The sequence below is a fragment of the Stenotrophomonas genospecies 5 genome, assembly GCF_054473825.1.
In genome coordinates this window covers 2,456,160-2,476,352 of the sequence record NZ_JBTMUW010000001.1, presented here as the reverse complement: position 1 = coordinate 2,476,352, position 20,193 = coordinate 2,456,160, and the positions used below count along the sequence as shown (strand labels likewise).

The following is a 20,193-nucleotide window of genomic DNA, read 5'->3' as shown; positions in this document are numbered from 1 at the left end:
TCTCCCCATGTTGATACCTGCACCTGCCCACAGCCGGCTGGCGGTCGCGCTCGCCCTGACGTTGGCCATTCCGGCCCTGCCGGCTGTCCACGCACGGCCGGTGCCGGCCGGTTTCGAAGACCTCGCCAGCGGCCAGACCGAGCGTGTCGAGGTACGCCTGTTCGGGCAGTCGGCCGGCCTGTGGTCCGCCTGGGTCACGCTGGATACGGTGCAGCTGGACCAGCCCGCGCAGGTACTGGAAGCCCTGGGTCTCAGCGCCGATGCGCGCGACGCGCTGCAGGCGGCACTGGCTGCACCGCTGCCGCGCAACAGTCATCTGGCCTGTCCCTACGGCCAACCGGATCCCGGCTGCGGCTGGATCGACAGTCCGGACGATCCTGCGCAGGTGCACGCCATCTTCGATGAAAGCGACGGCGTGTTGATGTTGTTTCCGGCACGCCGGTGGCTGCCACAGCAGAGCGCGCAGCGCTCGCCGTTCCACCAGGTGTCCGAGCAGGCACAGAACGCGCTGCTGCAGCAGCAGACCGTGAATTTCAGCGGGGGCGATGGCTATCAGGCGTTGAGCGTGCAGGGCAGCACGGTGCTTGGCGTGCTGCGCGATGGCCATGTCGCCAGCAGCTGGAACTACAGCCGCCAGGCGCGGCAGGGTTATCGCGCGCATGACCGCTTCCAGCTGGACGATCTCTACTATCGCCACGATCTTGCCCAGCGCCACTACGTGCAGCTGGGCCGCATGGACCGGCGCAATCTGTCCAGCCAGCAGGGCGGCACCTTCGGGTTCGGCATGCTGCCGCTGGATCGCTTCGAGGGGCTGCGCGTGGGTACCACGCAGGCCTACGTCGATACCGACGCGAACGTCACCTCCACCCCGTTGACCGTGCTGCTCGGCCGTGATGCACGCGTGGATGCCTTCGACGGTGATCGCCTGCTGCAGACCTTCTACCTGCAGGCCGGTGTCAACGATCTCGATACGCGCCGGTTTCCGCTCGGCAGCTACACCGTCACCCTGCGCATCTATGAGGATGGCCGCTTCGTGCGCAGCGAGGAGGCGCCCTTCAGCCGTGGCGGCGACTGGTCCGAGCGCAGCCTGCAGTGGTTCGTGCAGGGCGGGCGGCGCCGTGCGCATGCGACACGTGCAAGTGACATCGGCGATGCGTCCGACACGGCGGTACAGGCAGGGTTGCGCATCCCCCTCGCGCGCAACTACGGCATGACAGCGGGGATCGCCCGCGTCGCCGATACCGGTTACGGCGAACTGCGCCTGGATGGACGCCAGCAGTTCGGGCGGCATGACCTGCAGGCGATGGTCGGCGTGCTGAACGGAGGCGACGGCAGCCACGGCCTGCAGCAGCAGCTGAGCTATCGCCACTACGCGTCCTGGAATGTCTATCGGCAACGCCTGCGTGGCGGTGCGTGCCAGAGCAGCACGCCGGTGCTGCATGACCGTTTCGGTTGTGTCGATGCGCTCAGTGCCTCGGTATCGGCGCCCCTGTTCGGCGGCAGCCTGTACCTGGGATACACGCGCCGGCGCAGCTTCACCCCGGAGTGGAGCCTGCCCGGCGAAGACGACGATGCCTGGACGGGCCTGCCGCCGGGCCTGTTGCCGCCTCATGTGCCGGCGCTGCGTCCTGCGCAGACCTCGCGCAGCCTGCAGGCCAGTTACAGCCGTACCCGGCAGTGGCGTGGACTGAGCATCGGCAGCCGGCTGGGGGTGTGGCAGCAGGACACCGACACCGGCAGCGGGCGCGGGCCTGCCCGTGATCGCGGCCTCTACCTGAACATTGCAGTCTCGCGGCTGCAGCGGATCGACGACGGCAGCGTGCAGCAGCGCGTGGCGCTGGACATGCGCCAGCCTCAGCACAGCCGCCCGGATGCCCGCCTGGGCCTGTCGCATTCGCTGCGGCAGGAGCGCGACGGCGACGCGCGCGATCTGGGCGCCGAGCTGAGCGCGTACAACGACGACCGCTACAGCGCGCTGGCCAGCGCCCGTATCGACAACCGCTTCGGGCAGAGCGGTGCATCGGTGTCGTACTACCAGCACCACGGTGGGGGTGAACTGGCCTACAGCGGCAACCACACGTCGGGGCTGTCGCTGTCCGCACGCGGGCTGCACTGGGGCGGCGCCCATGGCGCCGATGCCGGGGTAGTGGTCAGCGTGGACGATGCGCGCGATCTGGAGCTGAGTGGCGCGGCTGCCGACATCCGCGCCGGCAGCAACCGGCGCCGCATCCTCGGCTTCGGCGAGCGCCGGCTGCTGCCGCTGGGCGGCTACCAGCGTCACCGCGTGGACGTGCAGGACGCCAGTGCGCACGACAGCGACGCCGCAGTGCGTGTCGCCCGCCTGGGCGCGGCGCAGCACGCCTTCCTGCTGCCGGGAAAGGTGATCGCGCTGCCGGTCACGCTGGACGTGACCTACACCTTCATCGGCAACGCACGCGACATCGCCGGTACCCCGCTGGAAGGCGCCCGCATCCTCAATGCGCCGGTGCCCTCGCTGGGCCGCGACGGCGGCTTCATCGCCGAGTTCCCGCAGCGCGAGCCGGTGCTCTACCTGCTGCGTGCAGGCGACCTGCTGCAGTGCCCGCTCACCGTGCGTGAGCGCCGCAGCGTGGTGCTGCTGGTCGGCCAGGTGCAGTGCGAACCGCTGGCGCTGGAGCAGTTGCCGGCACCGATCCGCCACCAGGCGCGGGTACAGCGGCTGCTCAACGAACTGGCCCCGGTGGCGGGGCGCAACGAACGCAACGTGATGAGTGGAGGTGCGCGATGAGGACCGCATGGAGGCTGCTGCTGGCCGCGGCCTGCCTGCTTGGCAGTGCACAGGCGCTGGCACAGCGCCCACCGGCAACGACGCCGGCCACCGGCGTGATCACCACCGACATCGTCCGCACCTTCGACCGCTCCGCGCCCGAAGCGCTGGAGCTGTGGGCGCCGCGGACGGTGCTCGGGTATGGGGAGGTGGAGCTGGGGTACGGGAAGATCCATTTGACGTGTGGTGAAGACGAGAGATTTGGAAACTGTCCTGTGCGTGACACATGGGAAGGACCTTCTGGACCACGTCCAGTTCAACTGGGGTTTCGCGAAGAGCGCAGTGGACAGATCACCACAGTTGCGATCTCCGGTTGGCTCGAGCGAGCGGAATGGGAACGCTATTGCAGTAGTGACTATTGGGATTATGGGAGGTTTCCACTTTGGTCTTCCCGGGCCAACGACTGTCTGTTCCCTCCAGGTGGCACCGCTGCTGGACTGATCGCACTAGCAGAGGACGTCCAGAATCTCGTCGCCGGCCGCTGGACTGCAGAACTCCGCCTCAACCTGCGCATCGATCCTGACGGCCCGATCATCGCCACCCACGTCTTCCGGTTCGATCTGACCATCACCGATCGCGACCGCACCATGATCTACCTGCCCGAGTTCGGCATGGCCGAGCCGCTGGTGGGCCTGCAGCTGGACTACCGGCCGATTCCCTCACCCGGCACGATCGGTGGCACCGCCGTGCTGGACATGTGTCTGTACGACGGCATGGGCTCGCAGAGCGAGTATCTGGCCATCACCGCACGTGACATGGGCCCCGCCGCGCCGGGCCGTCCGCCATCGCAGTACTCGGTCTGGCACCGCGACGGTGGGCGCGAGGCGCAGGACCGCCTGGACTACCAGCTCACCCTGGACCACAGCGGCCAGAAGATCGCCCTGCACAACAACGAGGAAGTGCTGCTGCGCGGCATCGATACCGCCGAGCTGCGGCTGGTGATGCTGCCCGACATGAACCAGTGGGTGTACTGCGTGCCCACGCCGCTGACCCTGGAAACCCCCCGTGTGCCGGCGTCCGAGAAACGCGAGGGCTACTACGACGGCCGCCTCAAGCTCGAAATGCGCCTGCCGACCGACCGCCTCTGACCTTCCCCTGGAACCCGATCCCATGAGCAAGATTCCCCTGGCCGGCGCGCTGCTGCTGGCCCTTCTGCCAGCGGCACCGGTGCTGGCCAATCTCAACGTCCATCCCATGCGCGTGCATGCCGAGGCCGGCAAGACCACGACCGTGCGCGTGCATTCGCAATCACCGCAGCCGCAGTACGTGCAGGCCACGGTGAAACGCATCCTGCACCCGGCCAGTGACCACGAGGAAGAAGTCGATGAGGCCGTCGGCACCGCCGCCGTCATGGCGGTCACGCCAGGACGCTTCGGTCTGGCAGGGGGCGGCACGCGCCTGATACGGATCATTCCGCTGCAGCCGGTCGAGCAGGAAACCGCGTTCCGCGTCTACTTCGAAGGCGTACGCGGTCCCGATGACAGCACGCCGGAGGTACCGGTGCAGGGCGCCAGCGCCACCCTCGGCGTCAGCCTGGTCTGGGGCGTGCTGGTCAATGTGCTGCCCGCCGAGGGGCGCGTCGAGATGGCCCTGGACGGTGATCGCCTGTTGAACCGCGGCACGCTGCGGCTCGGCGTCACCCAGGTGCAGGACTGCGCCGCAGACGGCCGCTGCACCACGCACGAAATCAAACGCAGCCTTTACCCCGGCGCGGCGATGACGCTGCCGTTCGTGCCCCGCGCTGGCGGGCGTGTGGAGATCGACTACCGGCTCAGCCACGCCGGCTTCCGTGAGCACCGGCAGACGCTGCAGCCCTGACTGCCTGGCCTTGCGCCCCCAGGTTCCCGTTTCCCAACCACCGAGACATCGATGAATCGCATCTACCGTTTGATCTGGAATACCCGCCTGCGCTGCTGGGCCGTGGCCAGCGAGCACACCCGTTCGCGCGGCAAGCCGGCTTCGGCGGCACGCCCGCTTGCCGCCGCCCTGTGCGTGATGCTGGCCGCTCCCGCGTTCGCGACCGAGGTTGCATCGGATCCGTTGATCGTGCCCGACGCCATTGCGGCGGAGGCTGACGCAGCACCGGCAGAGTGGGACGCGTTGATGAGCGCGTTCATCGGCTCGCCTGCCACGTTGCGCAGTGTCGGCACTACCAGCTACCAGAACGTGCTGATCGGTGGGGGTTCCACGGTCAACAGCACCAAGGGCGTGGCCATCGGCGTGGGTTCGGTCACGGCGTTCGACGGCATCGGTATCGGCAACAATGCCCAGGGACTTGCCAGTGGCGTGGCCATCGGCATCAATGCGGGCACGGGAAGCGGCGAAGGGGGCACTGCGATCGACAAAAGCGCCACGGCGCTGGGAGTCGGGGCCGTCGCGATCGGCCTCAACAGCTACGTTGGCGCGTCCGGTAACAGTGCGGTCGCGGTCGGGCGCAATGCCCGGGCCGAGGGTAGCGATGCCACGGCGATGGGGCCGAGGGCACAGGCGTCGGGATCCAGATCGGTAGCGCTGGGCAACAATGCGCAGGCACAGGCGCAGGGATCCGTCGTCATCGGTGACGGCAGCAGACTTGCCAACGGCAACGCACACCACGCCATCGTGATCGGCAGCGGTGCGCGCTCCGGCGGCTACGATGCGGGCATCGCCATCGGCCAGAACGCCGTGACCGACGGCCACGGCAAGGCCGTGGCGCTGGGTGCCAACGCAAATGCCGGGCAGAGCAATGCAGTGGCCCTGGGCGCCGGCTCGGTCACCAGTGCCAGCAACCAGGTCTCGGTGGGCAATAACACCCTGAAGCGCCGCATCGTCAATGTGGCCGATGGCACCCTGAGCACCACCAGCAGCGAAGTGGTGACCGGCAAGCAGCTGCACGCCACCAACCAGAGCATCGCCAGCGCGACGGGCACGGCGAACGCGGCGAAGACGGCCGCAGACCAGGCTGCGACGAAAGCCGGGCAGGCCTTGGCCAGGCTGGATGGCAGCCGCATCGCGATTGGGACCGGTGCCACTGCAACGGGCACCAACAGCACCGCCATCGGCAATGCCGCCGATGCGTCCGGTGGCTACAGCAACGCCCTGGGTTTCCAGGCGTCCAGCGCCGGCAGCAACGCCGTGGCGATGGGCACCCTGGCATCTGCGGACGGCAGCAGTGCAGTGGCATTGGGTAACCGCGCGCGGACCGAGGGGGGCGACAACGGCGTGGCCATCGGCAATGCGGCATTGGCCTACAACAATGACGGTCTTGCACTGGGCAACAATGCCCGCAGCGGCGTCAATGCGGCCGGTGAGCGCGTTGCCGCGTCCAACGGCGGCGTGGCGCTCGGCACCGGCTCGCGCAGCGGCAATGGCGGCGTGGCATCGGGCCTGCGTGCCTCGGCCACCGGCGACCGTGCCGTGGCCATCGGCAACGACGCCAAGGCCGACGTGATCCATGCCACCGCACTGGGCTATCAGGCGGCGGCCACCGCCAACCAGGCCACGGCGCTGGGCCGCGGCAGTGTGGCAAGCGCCCGCTTCGCTACATCCGTCGGCAATCTGTCCGAAGCGACGGCCGAGAGCAGTGCCGCCTTTGGCGACCGCGCGCTGGCCAACCACACCGGTTCGGTGGCGTTGGGCAGTTCCTCCACCACCTCCGGCAGCAACCAGGTCTCAGTCGGTAATGCCACGCTCAAGCGCCGCATCGTCAATGTGGCCGATGGCACGCTGAGCACCAGCAGTGCCGAAGCCGTGACAGGCAAGCAGCTGCATGCCACCAACCAGAATGTCACCGCAGTCACCCAGGCAGCTACTGCGGCCCAGGCCGATGCCACACGCGCGCTGACGGCCCTGGCCAGCACCACCACCGCCGTCGGCCAAGGCGCGTCGGCCGGCAGCAATGCCGTGGCGGTGGGCCATTCGGCGAAAGCGGAGGGCTCCCACAGCAATGCCTTCGGTTACCAGGCCAGCGCGGGCGGCGCCAACGCGGTGAGCGCGGGCACCCTGGCGGGCGCCGCGGCTGACTCCTCGGTGGCGCTGGGCAATCGTGCCGCCGTGGATGCCACCTCCAGCGGCGCCATCGCACTGGGCACCAACGCCAAGGTCAATGCGCAGGCGGGCAACAGCGTCGCCCTGGGCGCGGGCTCGGTGGCGACCGGCGCCAACCAGGTCTCGGTGGGCAGTGCCACGGTGAAGCGGAACATCGTCAATGTGGCTGACGGAACGCTGAGCACCACCAGCGCCGAGGCGGTGACCGGCAGGCAGCTGCATGCCACCAACCAGAACCTCGCCACGGTGAATGCGCTGGCCAACACCGCGCACAGCATCGCCAACGATGCGCAGACCAAGGCCAACGCGCTGGGGGGCCTGCTCAGCCAGAGTGCCGGCAACAGCGACGTTCGCGTCGGTGCCAGCAATACCGGTGGCGCGGTGGACATGCGCAACCAGTCCAGCGCCAACCGTCGCGTCACCGGCGTGGCCGACGCGGCACTCAGCAGCACCAGTGCCGATGCGGTCAGTGGCCGGCAGCTGCATGCCACCAACCAGAACGTCACGCAGGTCACCGCCACCGCCGCCACGCTCAGTGGCCTGGTCGGCCAGGCGGCAGCCGGCGGCGATCTGCGGCTGGGCGCGCAGAACAGTGGCACCGTCCTCGATGTCCGTAACCAGGGCAACGCCAGCCGTCGTATCAGTGGCGTCGCCGATGGTGTGCTGAGTGCAGCCAGTACCGACGCGGTGAGTGGTCGCCAGCTCAACACCACCAACCAGAACGTGACCACGGCCACCACCCTGGCCAATACGGCGCACAGCGTGGCCAACGCCGCCCAGTCCACCGCCAACGATGCACAGGGCAAGGCCAACGTGCTCGGTGGCCTGCTCAGCCAGACCTCGTCCACCGGCGACGTACGACTGGGAGCCGCCAACAGCGGCGGCGTGCTGGATGTGCGCAACCAGGGCAACCAGGCGCGTCGTGTGCAGGGCGTTGCCGCCGGTCAACTGTCGGCCACCAGCGACGATGCAGTCAGCGGCCGCCAGCTGTTCGACAGCAACGCGCAGATCGCCCGCAACCGTACGGACATCGACCGCCTGCGCGAGGACTTCGAGGGCTTCGATCCGGACCTGTCCGATGTGGTGCGTTTCGACGCAGGCGGCAATGTCGACCTGGAGGGTGGGCGCCTGCTCGCCGTAGGCGACGGGCAACTCAGTGCCGACAGCCGCGAGGCGGTCAATGGCGCGCAGCTGTTCGCCACCAATACGAACGTTGCCGAGCAGGGCGCGCAGATCGCATCCGCCCGGGACGACCTGGACGCGTTGCGCGTGGACTTCGACAACTACACGCCTGACCTGGGCAGCGTCGTGCAGTTCGGCGAGGACGGCACGGTGGACCTGAAGGCTGCGCGTCTGGTCGCTCTGGCTGATGGCGAGATTGCGGCAGGCAGCCGCGAGGCGGTCACGGGCGGGCAGCTGTTCGTGACCAATGAGCGGGTGTCGGTGCTGGAGGAGGCGCAGAAGTATGCGGTTGTCGGATATGACGATCTGAGCATGCCGGCGGAGGCAGGCCTTCTGGCCACGGCCATGGGTAGTGATACCAAGGCGTTGGCGGAAGGGGCAACTGCGATTGGGAGCTTCGCCCAGGCGCGCGGGAAGAACTCTGTTGCGCTGGGAAGAGCTGCGTTGGTCCGTGAAGAGGTGGAAGATGGCTTCGCGTTGGGTGCGCGCTCACAAGTGCATGCGCAGAGCGGCGTTGCACTGGGAGGTGCCGCTCAAGTGTTCGAGGGCGCACGTAACAGTGTCGCACTTGGATACGGATCGATTGCAACCGTCGCCAATGAGGTGTCATTGGGTGGCGGTGGAATTCTGCGTAGAGTCACGAATGCGATGAACGGCATCGCCGGCAATGACCTCACCACCGTCGACCAGCTCTCCGGCGTGGTGAACGCTCTCGGTGGCGGCTCGGGCTTTGCCGCAGATGGCAGCGTGATTGCTCCTTCCTATGGCGTGCAGGGCGCTGTACACGGCACGGTAGGCGATGCACTGGCCGCGCTGGATGCGGGCGTGAACAGCAATCGTGGCGGACTGGATGCGATGGACGCGCGCCTCGATACGCTGGATCAGGCGCGGGCGATGGCGGATGCCAGTGCCGTGCGCTTCGGCGCCGACCGTTCCGCCGTCGATTTCGGTGGCGCGCGCCTCGTCAACGTCGGCGAGGGTGATATCAGCCACGCGGACAGCCGGGAGGTCGTCACGGGCGGGCAGTTGTTTGTAAGCAACCAACGCCTGTCTGACCTGGAAGAAGGGAGTCTGTATGTAGTTGTAGGCTTCGATGGATTGAGTCGACCGGCGCAAGCTGGGCATTTGGCAACGGCCATGGGCAGCGATACCAAAGCACTTGGATCGGGGTCTACTGCGATAGGAAGCTTTGCTGACGCCCAGGCAACCAACTCAGTGGCGCTGGGGCGCGCCGCGCAGGTTCTCGCCGGTGCTGCTGACGGGTTTGCGTTGGGCGCCAGGTCTCGAGTTAGTGCAGAAAATGGATTGGCAATTGGTGGTTCCACGCAGATCTGGGAGCAGGCAACGAATAGCGTCGCGCTTGGATATGGTTCCGTAGCAAAAGATGCATTCGAGGTGTCGGTGGGTGGCCAAGGCCTCCTGCGCAGGGTTACCAATGCGAAGAACGGCATCAACCCCAATGACCTCACCAATGTCTCCCAGCTCCGCAGCGCCTTCGCAGCCTTCGGCGGCGACATGCGCATGGACGCCGACGGCAACATCGTCGCGCCGGAGTTCCACGTGCAGGGCCAGCGGCAGGCCACGGTCGGCGATGCGCTGAAGTCGCTCGACGGCGCGGTGGTCGACACGCGCCGGGATCTGGCCAGCATCGATGCGCGTTTCGAGCGCCTGTTCGACGATGGCGGCCTCCGCAGTGACGGTACCGGCCAGCTGCGGCTGGCCGGGGAGCACGGCAGGGTGCTGGGCAACGTGGCCAACGGCATGATCGCGCCGGGCAGCCGCGATGCGGTCAATGGCGGTCAGCTGCACGCCGTGCAGCAGCAGCTCAACGGCCGCATCGACGGACTGCAGTCGCAGATCGACGGGTCGGCGACGGCCAGCCGCCAGGCAGCGGTGGACGACGTCGCTGGCGAGTCGCCGGCGGACAGCCAGACCCCGGCCCCGCCGGTCAAGGATGCGCCGTCGGTGGCCTCCACCAACACGCCGAAGCCGAAGCCGGAAGCCGACGATCCGTTGCCGCAGGTGGACTCGCGTGCCGTGGATCAGGCGGTGAACCAGGCGCAGGCCTACACCGACCAGGCGATGGCCAGCGTGGACCGCCGGCTGGACCGGATGGACAAGCGCCTGAACCGCATGGCGGCAATGGGCAGTGCGCAGGCGGCGATGGCGATGAACACCGCCGGCCTGCAGACCTACAACCGCCTCGGCGCGGGTGTAGGCCATGCCGAAGGCGAGTCGGCGCTGGCGGTGGGTTACCAGCGCGTGCTCAACGAGCGCGGCTCGGCCACCTTCAGCCTCAATGGTGCCTTCACCAACAGCGGTGAGCGCACCGTGGGCGTGGGCTTCGGCGTGGGCTGGTAACCGGCAGGGCGACGCGGTCCGGTCGCCCTGATGCATGACGACGCCCCACGCGGTCCGCCGCGTGGGGCGTCTGCGTTGTGGGGCTCACATGCTGCCGAGATAGCTTTCGATCTGCTCCTGGCTGAGCAGTTCACGCAGCTGGGCCTGCGAGGCGCGCCGCATCGGCTTCTCGTCGACCGGTGACAGCGGTGCCTGGCGCAGGGCGTCATACGGCAGCACGGCCAGGTCGAACGTCAGGTCCTCCGCACTGAACACCCAGACCGGCACGTCCAGGCTGCGCTCGCGGTCCAGGCGCAGCCGGCGCACGCGCGACTCGGCCGGAATGCCCTGTTCGTCCAGGAAGCGATGCACGGCTTCGGGGTCGTCGCTGTGCAGATGCACCTGCACGGGGCTGTTGGCATCGGCGGTGCCGTCCAGCACCGGGCCGACCAGGCGCGGGGCGAAGGCATGCAGGAATTCCAGTGCGCGCAGCGCAGCTTCGCGACGGCGCTGCAGCTCGTTGCCGTGCTGGGGGCCAGCGAACAGGCGCTGGTACTCGCGCAGCGCATCCTCGATCTCGACATTGCGGGGCAACGAGGCATCGTCATGGATGCCGAGCCGGCTGGCCGCCTTCAGTTTGGCCTGGTGGAAGTCGCGGATGCCGCCTTCGGCCATCAGGCGGGCGGCTTCGTGGGCGAGGCGGTGACGACGCTCACGGGTCTGGGTGGTGGCATGCTGGCGGGCGCGATGCATGCGGGAACTCCTGTTGCGACCTGGCTACAGACTAGCGCAACGGTGTGACATCTGCGTGGGGAATGCAGGAGGGATGCGGGGCAGGGCCCACGCTCGGCTGTCCGGGCCGTCGAGCCGGGCATGCGCCGGCTCGACGGTGACGCCCGCGGCGCGCGTCAGAAGATATCGAACGCAGCCGCGTCGGCCTGAGGGGTATTGAGGTTCAGGTCATAGTCCGTCAGGCGATCCATGTCCTCCACCTTGACCCATTCGGTCGCGCCGTTGAGCGTGGTCTGCACCATGCCGCTGGGCGGGTCGTTCTGCGCGATCGGCGTGTCCTTCAGCGCGGTGCGCATGTACTCGATCCAGATCGGCAGCGCGGCCTTGCCACCGTATTCGCGGTAACCCAGCGAACGGAAGTCATCCCGGCCCACCCACACGGTGGTTACGTACGGGCCGCCGAAGCCGGAGAACCAGGCGTCGCGGTGGTCGTTGGTGGAGCCGGTCTTGCCGCCCACGTCCTCGCGGCCGAGCACCTTGGCCTGGGTGCCGGTACCGCGCTGGACCACATCGCGCATCATCGACACCAGCTGGTAGGCGGTGCGTGCATCGATCGCGCGCGGCGCGGTGCGCGCATCCGGGTTGACCGGTGCGGCAGCGGTTTCGGTGGTGGCCTGCGCCTTGGCGGCGGCCGGGTCCGGCGTGGGGGCCGGGGCACCGAAGTTGAAGCCGTCCACGACCTGGCTGACCGGCTGGTCGCTGCTGCCGGCACAGTCGCGGCAGGCCAGTGCCGGGTTCTCCTTGAACACCAGGTTGCCGTCGCGGTCGTTCACCTGGTCGATCAGCCAGGTGTCCACGCGCGAGCCGCCGTTGGCGAACACGGCATAGCCACGGGCCACCGACAGCGGGGTCAGCGAGGCGGTGCCGAGCGACATCGACAGGTTCGGCGGCAGCTCCGATTCGGCGAAGCCGAACTCGCTGATGTACTTGCGGGCGTAGTCCACGCCCATGCCGTCGAGCAGGCGTACCGAGACCAGGTTGCGCGACTGCACCAGGGCTTCGCGCAGGCGCATCGGGCCGCGGAAGCCACCGCCATCGTTCTGCGGTGCCCAGGTCTTGCCGCGGCGGTCGCGGAACACGACCGGGGCATCAAGCACGATCGAAGCCGGGTTGTAACCCTTGTCGAACGCTGCGGCATAGACGAACGGCTTGAAGCTCGAACCGGGCTGGCGACGGGCCTGGGTGGCGCGGTTGAACTTGTTGCCGGAGAAGCTGAAACCGCCGACCAGCGCCTTCAGCGCACCGCTGTGGGCATCCAGCGAGACCAGCGCGGACTGACCGCGCGGGATCTGGTCCAGCAGCCACTCGCCCTGCTTGTCGCCGGCGCGCACACGCACAATGTCGCCGCGCTGCACCAGCTTGCCAGGGGTCTTGTTGGTCCACCGGGCGGCACCGGCCGGCAGCACGATCTCGCTGCGGTTGGCCAGCACCACCGTGGCGCTGCCATCGGCACCGGCGCTGGCAACGATCGCCGGCAGCAGGCCTGCCTGCGCCGGGATGCCGCGCAGATGTTCGGCCAGAGCTGCGGCATCGTCGCCGGCCCCCAGCTGCACCTGCTTCTCCACGCCGTGCCAGCCGTGGCGGTGGTCATACAGCAGCAGGCCGTCACGCACCGACAGGTTGGCCGCGGTCTGCAGGGTCGAATCGATGGTGGTGGTGACGTGGTATCCCTTGTTGACCACATCGCCGCCGAAGCGCGCAATCATCTCCTGGCGCACCAGTTCGGCCACGTAGGGCGCCTCGACCTGCACCGGCGGCTCATGCGCGGTGGCATGCATCGGCACGGCCTTGGCCGCATCGGCCTCGGCCTGGCTGACGAACTTCAGATCGGCCATGCGCTGCAGCACATAGTTGTCGCGGCGCTGGCGGGCGCGTTCCGGGTTGGAGATCGGGTTGCCGGAGGAGGGGAACTTCGGGATGCCGGCCAGCGAGGCCATCTCATCCAGGTCCAGCTCGGCCAGCTTCTTGCCGTAGTAGAACTCCGCTGCCGCGGCCACACCGTAGGCACGGTTGCCGAAGAAGCTCTTGTTCAGATACAGCTCGAAGATCTCGTCCTTGCTCAGCTCGGACTCGATCTTGCGGGCCAGCAGGATCTCGGCCAGCTTGCGGGTGTAGCTGTACTCGGAACTGAGGAAGAACTGGCGGGCCACCTGCTGGGTGATGGTGGACCCGCCGGGCACGCGCTTGTCGTTGGTGGTGGCCAGCAGCCACACCGCGCGGGCGATGCCCTTGTAGTCCACGCCGCCATGTTCATAGAAGCGGGCGTCCTCGGTGGCCAGGAAAGCCTGCTTGAGCTTCTCCGGCACGTCCTTCATGGTGACCGGGGTGCGCCGGGTCTCGCCGAACACCGCCATCAGCTTGCCGTCGGCGGCATAGACGTACATCGGCTCCTGCATCTCCACGTCGCGCAGGGTCTGCACGTCGGGGAGCTTGGAGGACACAGCGTAGTAGAGACCGCCCACAGCGGCCGCACCGATCAGCGCCAGGACCAGGACAATCAGGAAGATCCAGCGCAGCCAGCGGCGGAGTCGAGTCATCGGGTTCAGATTCCGATTGCGAATTTCGTGGTCGCAGAGTATAGATTACGCAAGGTGGCGGCTGGGGTCGGCACCGGGGAGCGCAAGGGGAAACGCCAGGGGCTGCATCGTGAACCTGTGAGGGAATTCACAGCAGGGCGGTTGCCATTTGCTAAGAATACGTTATTAATGCGCGGTCGCAGTTCTTGCGTCCAAGTGCCCGTCGGCAGGGGAGAAACCGTGGGGCTCATCCCAAAAAGTCAGTCGTCGCTTATTGGCGTCGACATCAGTTCGACTGCGGTAAAGCTGTTGCAGCTTTCCCGCAGTGGCAATCGTTTCCGTGTGGAACATTACGCCGTGGAACCACTGCCGCCGAATGCGGTCGTGGAGAAGAACATCGTCGAGGTGGAGGCCGTGGGTGAGGCCATCCGCCGGGCGTTGAACCGTTCCGGCAGCAAGGCGAAGCAGGCCGCCGCCGCCGTGGCCGGCTCGGCCGTGATCACCAAGGTGATCCCGATGCCGGCCGAGCTCGACGAGAACGACATGGAAGCGCAGATCGAGCTGGAAGCGGTCAACTACATTCCTTATCCGATCGAGGAAGTGAACCTGGACTTCGAGGTGATCGGGGTGATCCCGAACAACCCGGAGATGGTCCAGGTGCTGCTGGCCGCGTCGCGGTCCGAGAATGTGGAACTGCGCCAGTCGGCGCTGGAACTCGGCGGCCTGCAGGCCAAGGTGATGGACGTGGAGGCCTTCGCGGTCGAGAACGCCTTCGCCCTGGTTGCCAGTGAGCTGCCGGTGTCCACCGACGGCGTGGTCGCGCTGGTCGACATCGGCGCCACGATGACCACCCTGAACGTCCTGCGTGGCGGGCGCAGCCTGTACAGCCGCGAACAGGTGTTCGGCGGCAAGCAGCTGACCGACGAGATCATGCGCCGCTACGGCCTGAGCTACGAGGAAGCCGGCCTGGCCAAGCGCCAGGGCGGGCTGCCGGAAAGCTACGAGATGGAAGTGCTGGAGCCGTTCAAGGAAGCCACGGTCCAGCAGATCAGCCGCCTGTTGCAGTTCTTCTACGCCGGCAGCGAATTCAATCGTGTCGATCACATCGTGCTGGCGGGAGGCTGCGCGGTTCTTGGGGGCCTGCCGGAGATGGTCGAGGAGCAGCTGGGTGTGCCGACCGTGGTCGCCAATCCGCTGGCGCAGATGACGCTGGGACCGAAGGTCAACGCGCATGCGCTGGCCCAGGATGCTCCCGCGCTGATGATCGCGACCGGTCTGGCGCTGAGGAGCTTCGACTGATGGCACGCATCAACCTTTTGCCCTGGCGCGCCGAACGGCGCAAGCAACGCCAGCGCGAGTTCTACGCAATGCTGGGCATGGCCGCCGTGGGTGGCCTGCTGCTGTCGCTGATGATCTGGTTCTACTACGACCGCCAGGTCAGCGGTCAGATGGACCGCAATGCCTACCTGCAGGCCGAGATCGACAAGGTCAAGGAGCAGAACAAGGAGATCGACCGCCTCGACGCGCAGAAGGAGCGGCTGCTGGCGCGCAAGAAGGTGATCGAGGAACTGCAGGCCAAGCGCTCGCAGATGGTCCACCTGTTCGACGCGCTGGTGCGCACCATTCCCGATGGCGTCGTGCTGACCGCCCTGAAGCAGGAAGGGGACACCCTTACCCTGGAAGGCCGCACCCAGTCCAACGCCCGCGTTTCGGCGTACATGCGCAACCTGGAGACGTCCGGCTGGATGGCCAGTCCGGAGCTGTCGATCATCGAGGCGCGTGAGCCGGACAAGGACAAGGACGGTCGCCCGGGCCCGGTATCGGACATCAAGGCGCTGCCGTATGTGTTCGTGGTCAAGGTGAAGCTGCCGGCGCAGAGCGAGGAGGCCACCGCGCCGCCGGGCCTGAATGCCGATGGCACCGTGGCACCGGCCGCAGCCGCCGAACCGGTCGCACCGCTGTCGGCCGCACCCGAGGCGGCCACACCCGCCGCACCGGCCGCACCCGCCACCGCACCCGTCACCGCACCCGTCACCACGCCGCCCCCGGCAACGGCCCCGCCGGCCGCCGCGCCGGCCAAGCCGGAGGGCAGCCGGCTGGCGCAGCCGCCGCAGGCCTTCCACGCCCCGTCGCAGGGGGACCGCGCATGAGCCAGAAGATCGACCTCAAGAACCTGGATTTCAACGACATCGGCAACTGGCCGCAGAAGGCCAAGATCGTCTTCTGCGCGCTGCTGGCGCTGGTCATCATGTTCGTGGCGTGGATGCTGCTGATCAGTGGCAAGCGCGAGGAACTGGAGGGCCTGGAGCGGCAGGAGACCGAGCTGCGCACCGAGTTCACCAAGCAGCAGGAACGTGCGGTGAACCTGGCGCCGCTGAAGCAGCAGCTGGCACAGATGGAGCAGGTGCTGCAGCAGATGCTGCGGCAGCTGCCGAGCAAGACCGAAATGCCGGACCTGATCATCGACATCTCGCAGACCGCGTTGTCCAGCGGCCTGTCCAACGAGCTGTTCGAACCCGAGTCCGAGCAGATCAAGGAGTTCTACGCCGAGAAGCCGATCAAGCTGCGGATGGTGGGCAGCTACCACCAGTTCGGTGCGTTCGTCAGCGGCGTGGCTTCGTTGCCGCGGGTGGTCATCCTGACCATGCACGACATCAACCTCAAGCCCAAGGACAAGACCAGCGGCAACGTCCGCGCAGGTGCGCTGGAGCTGTCCGGCACGGTCAAGACCTACCGGTATCTGGACGAAGCCGAAGTGCAGGCGCAGCAGAGCGCTGACGCCGGCAAGGAGGGCGGGAAGTGATGCGCGCACAGATCGTACGCGGGTCGATGGTGCTGGCGGTCCTGCTGCTGGCGGGCTGTGGCCGCGGCGTGACCAGCACGCCGGGCGATGCACCGAACCTGGAGAAGTGGGTGGAGGGCGAGCGTGCGCGACCGGCGCAGCCGCTGGAGCCGCTGCCGGTGATGCAGCAGTTCGAGACCTTCGAATACTCCGCGCAGGGCATGCGCGATCCGTTCACCGATGCCTGGACCAATCCGCAGCAGGGGAACGGCGGATTGCGACCGGACCCGAACCGGCGCAAGGAGCCCCTGGAGGGCTTCCCGCTGGACGCACTGGACATGGTCGGCACCATCGGCACCGGCGGCAGCACCGTCGCGCTGGTGATGGGGCCGGACAAGGTCACCTACCGGGTCCGCCCGGGCGGCTACCTGGGGCAGAGCGACGGGCGGGTCACCGCGGTCTTCGAGGACCGCGTTGAACTGATCGAACTGGTGCCGGATGGCGCGGGTGGTTGGCTGGAACGGCCAGCGACGCTCGCGCTGGAAGATCAATGATCGTTTACTGGGGATAGCACGATGACCTTTCACCAAGCCAAGGGGCTGCGTCCCATCCGGCGCTCTACCTTGAACCGTGTCAGCGCGCTGGGAGTCGCGCTGATGCTGGCCTGCGCTCCGGCGCTGGCCGCCGCACCGGCGGAGAAACCGGCCAGCACCGCGGTGGCCCCTTCGGCCCCGGCGACAACTGGCCTGTCGGTGTCCAAGATCGATTTCAAGCGCGGCGATGATGGCGTCGGCCGCCTGATCCTGCAGTTCGACGGCCAGGGCGCGATTCCCGACCTGCGCACGCAGGGCAGCAACGTCGTGGTCGACGTGGGCAACGCGCGCCTGCCGGCCAACCTGCAGAAGCCGATGAACGTGGTCGACTTTGCCACGCCCGTGCAGCGCATCGATGCCAAGCCATCGGGCGCCGGGACCCAGCTGGTGCTGAGCACGGCGGGTACGGTGGAGTCGCTGGCCTACCAGAGCGGCAACGAATACGTGGTCGAGATCAGTCCGCGACAGGCGCCCGCCGCCGTCGGTGCGGTCAACGCCGGTACGGTCACCCAGGCGGCGAAGGCCGTCGGCCAGCGTGGCTACTCGGGCAAGCCGGTCACCTTCAACTTCCAGGACGTGCCGGTGCGCACGGTGCTGCAGTTGATCGCCGAAGAATCCAACCTCAATGTCGTGGCGTCCGATTCGGTACAGGGCAACGTGACCCTGCGCCTGGTCAACGTTCCGTGGGACCAGGCGCTGGACATCGTGCTGCGCGCGAAGGGCCTGGACAAGCGTCGCGATGGCAGCGTGATCTGGGTCGCGCCGCAGGCCGAGCTGGCCAAGTTCGAGCAGGAGAAGGAAGACGCCCGCATCGCCATCGAGAACCGCGAAGACCTGGTGACCGATTACGTGCAGATCAACTACCACAGCGCGACGCAGATCTTCAAAGCGCTGACCGAGGCCAAGGGCATCGGCGGCGGTGGCGGTGGTGGAAGTGGCGGTTCCTCGTCGCAGGAGGAAAGCGGGTTCCTGTCCACGCGCGGCCGCATCGTTGCCGACGAGCGCACCAACACGCTGATGATCAGCGACATCCCCAAGAAGATCGCACGCATGCGCGAACTGATCGGGGTGATCGATCGTCCAGTGGACCAGGTGCTGATCGAAAGCCGCATCGTGATCGCCACCGACACCTTCGCCCGCGAACTGGGTGCGAAGTTCGGCATCAGCGGCAGCCGCGACAATGTCTACTTCAGCGGCAGCCTCGACGCCAACGCCAAGACCCGCAAATCGCAGGTCGATACCGCGCTGGAGAACGCCAAGGCCGTGCGTGAGTGGCAGGCCGGTGGCAGTGTCGGTCCGGCACCCGTGCCGACCGGCTCGACCATCGAGCGTGGCCTGAACTGGAACCTGCCGGTGGCCCTGGCCAACAACCCGGGTTCGCTGGCGCTGTCGATCCTCAACGCGGGCTACCTGCTGGATGTCGAGTTGTCGGCCATGCAGGAGGAATCGCGTGGCGAAGTGATCTCCAATCCGCGCGTGGTCACCACCAACCAGCGCGAGGCGATGATCAAGCAGGGCAAGGAGATCGGTTACGTCACCATCAGCGGTACCGGTGCCGCCGGGGGCGCGGGTTCGACGCCGAACGTGCAGTTCAAGGAAGTCGTGCTGGAGCTGCGGGTGACCCCGACGATCACCAATGACAACCGCGTGTTCCTGAACATGCAGGTCAAGAAGGATGAAGTCGATCGCCTGATCGAACTGCAGGGCTACGGTACGGTGCCGTCGATCAACCGCCGCGAAGTCAATACCGCGGTGCTGGTCGAGGACGGCCAGACCGTGGTGATCGGCGGTGTGTACGAGTTCACCGATCGCAACAGCATCAGCAAGGTGCCGTTCCTGGGCGATGTGCCGTTCCTGGGCAATCTGTTCAAGAAGCGCGGTCGCAACAAGGACAAGGCCGAGCTGCTGGTGTTCGTGACGCCGAAGGTGCTGCGCGTGGCCAAGCAGAACTGAGCCACCGCCTGCAGCAGGTGCGAAACGGGGCCGCCATGTGCGGCCCCGTCTGCGTTGCGGCCATGCATCCACGCAGGGCGTGGACGCTGTTCAGCGTCTCTTGATGCCATCGCCTGGGCACCCTGCGATGATGTCGGGAACCCGTGCCCTCCTGTGCCGGTCAAAGGCCCTCATGAACCTGCCCCCGCCGATGCCCGAATCTGCAATGCCGGCTGCCACGCCGGCCACGTCCCACCTGCACGCGGCGTTCAACACGTTGCGCGAGGCGCTGTCGGCCGAGATCGTCGGCCAGGCCGCCCTGGTCGAGCGCCTGCTGATCGCGCTGCTGGCTGATGGCCATCTGCTCGTGGAGGGCGCGCCCGGGTTGGCCAAGACCACCGCCATCCGCGCCCTGGCAGCGCGCCTGGAGGCCGATTTCGCGCGTGTGCAGTTCACCCCGGACCTGTTGCCTGCCGATCTGACCGGTACCGAGATCTGGCGCCCGCAGGAAGGCCGTTTCGAATTCGTGCCGGGCCCGATCTTCCATCCGATCCTGCTGGCCGATGAAATCAATCGTGCACCGGCCAAGGTGCAGTCGGCGCTGCTGGAAGCGATGGGCGAGCGCCAGGTCACCGTGGGTCGCCACACCTATGCGTTGCCCTCGTTGTTCCTGGTGATGGCCACGCAGAACCCGATCGAGCAGGAAGGTACCTTCCCGTTGCCCGAAGCGCAGCTGGACCGCTTCCTGATGCATGTGCGCATCGGGTATCCGGACCAGACGGCCGAGGCGGAAATCCTCCGGCTGGCGCGCGAACGCGCGCGCGGCGCGCTGGGTGAAGCCCCGGCGGCGCCGGAGAAAATGCCGATGCAGGATGTCTTCCAGGCGCGTCGCCAGGTACTGGACCTGCACATGGCACCGGCCCTGGAACGCTACCTGGTGGAGCTGGTGCTGGCCTCCCGCGATCCGGCCCGCTACGACCCCGCGCTGGGCCGTCGCATCGCGTGGGGCGCAAGCCCGCGCGGTTCGATCGCGCTGGAGCGTTGCGCGCGTGCGCGCGCATGGTTGGCCGGCCGTGACTTCGTCACCCCTGATGATGTGCGTGCGGTGGCTGCGGACGTGCTGCGCCATCGCGTGCTGCCGAGCTACGAGGCGACCGCCGAAGGCTGGGATGGCGAACGGCTGGTGCAGGAACTGCTGGCCCGGGTGCCGGCACCCTGAGCCTG

General features: G+C 67.5%; 12 protein-coding genes. 10 read left to right on the top strand and 2 right to left on the bottom strand.

Annotated elements, in window-relative coordinates; genetic code table 11:
- The first annotated feature begins 7 nt into the window (after window positions 1-7).
- The 4 genes from ACX9OW_RS11385 to ACX9OW_RS11370 are packed head-to-tail and all read left to right on the top strand — an operon-like array spanning window position 8 to window position 10,375.
- Window positions 8-2,767, top strand: a complete 2,760-nt coding sequence (locus tag ACX9OW_RS11385) for a TcfC E-set like domain-containing protein (protein WP_459062284.1) — start codon at window positions 8-10, stop codon at window positions 2,765-2,767.
- Window positions 2,764-3,894: a CfaE/CblD family pilus tip adhesin gene (locus ACX9OW_RS11380; protein WP_445394134.1), complete on the top strand. Its 1,131-nt coding sequence runs from the start codon at window positions 2,764-2,766 to the stop codon at window positions 3,892-3,894. Before ACX9OW_RS11385 ends, ACX9OW_RS11380 begins: the two co-directional genes overlap by 4 nt.
- Window positions 3,895-3,916: 22 nt before the next feature.
- Complete coding sequence (locus ACX9OW_RS11375) at window positions 3,917-4,624, top strand: pilus assembly protein (protein ID WP_445394135.1); 708 nt, start codon at window positions 3,917-3,919, stop codon at window positions 4,622-4,624.
- 51 nt (window positions 4,625-4,675) lie between these two features.
- Window positions 4,676-10,375: an ESPR-type extended signal peptide-containing protein gene (locus ACX9OW_RS11370; RefSeq protein WP_459062283.1), complete on the top strand. Its 5,700-nt coding sequence runs from the start codon at window positions 4,676-4,678 to the stop codon at window positions 10,373-10,375.
- Window positions 10,376-10,459: 84 nt separating this feature from the next.
- Here the strand turns inward: ACX9OW_RS11370 and ACX9OW_RS11365 are convergent, their stop codons facing one another.
- Complete coding sequence (locus tag ACX9OW_RS11365) at window positions 10,460-11,107, bottom strand: hypothetical protein (protein ID WP_459062282.1); 648 nt, start codon at window positions 11,105-11,107, stop codon at window positions 10,460-10,462.
- Window positions 11,108-11,262: 155 nt separating this feature from the next.
- Entirely contained in the window at window positions 11,263-13,683 is a 2,421-nt protein-coding gene (locus ACX9OW_RS11360) for a penicillin-binding protein 1A (protein ID WP_459062281.1), read from the bottom strand.
- A 219-nt stretch (window positions 13,684-13,902) separates the two neighbouring features.
- On the opposite strand from ACX9OW_RS11360, the gene ACX9OW_RS11355 reads away from it, so the two are divergent.
- The 6 genes from ACX9OW_RS11355 to ACX9OW_RS11330 all read left to right on the top strand — a co-directional run bounded on the left by ACX9OW_RS11355 (window position 13,903) and on the right by ACX9OW_RS11330 (window position 20,188).
- A complete protein-coding gene (locus tag ACX9OW_RS11355; RefSeq protein ID WP_459062280.1) occupies window positions 13,903-14,961 on the top strand; it encodes a pilus assembly protein PilM in 1,059 nt (352 codons plus the stop codon).
- Window positions 14,961-15,812: a PilN domain-containing protein gene (locus ACX9OW_RS11350; RefSeq protein WP_459062279.1), complete on the top strand. Its 852-nt coding sequence runs from the start codon at window positions 14,961-14,963 to the stop codon at window positions 15,810-15,812. The genes ACX9OW_RS11355 and ACX9OW_RS11350 overlap by 1 nt, the downstream gene beginning before the upstream one ends.
- On the top strand, window positions 15,809-16,465 hold the full coding sequence (locus ACX9OW_RS11345; RefSeq protein ID WP_053518455.1) for a type IV pilus inner membrane component PilO: 657 nt from the start codon (window positions 15,809-15,811) through the stop codon (window positions 16,463-16,465). The genes ACX9OW_RS11350 and ACX9OW_RS11345 overlap by 4 nt, the downstream gene beginning before the upstream one ends.
- Complete coding sequence (locus ACX9OW_RS11340) at window positions 16,465-16,998, top strand: pilus assembly protein PilP (RefSeq protein ID WP_053518457.1); 534 nt, start codon at window positions 16,465-16,467, stop codon at window positions 16,996-16,998. The genes ACX9OW_RS11345 and ACX9OW_RS11340 overlap by 1 nt, the downstream gene beginning before the upstream one ends.
- A 21-nt stretch (window positions 16,999-17,019) precedes the next feature.
- Window positions 17,020-18,990, top strand: a complete 1,971-nt coding sequence (locus ACX9OW_RS11335; RefSeq protein WP_053518459.1) for a type IV pilus secretin PilQ — start codon at window positions 17,020-17,022, stop codon at window positions 18,988-18,990.
- 172 nt (window positions 18,991-19,162) lie between these two features.
- On the top strand, window positions 19,163-20,188 hold the full coding sequence (locus ACX9OW_RS11330; protein WP_065175742.1) for an AAA family ATPase: 1,026 nt from the start codon (window positions 19,163-19,165) through the stop codon (window positions 20,186-20,188).
- Window positions 20,189-20,193: the final 5 nt, after the last annotated feature.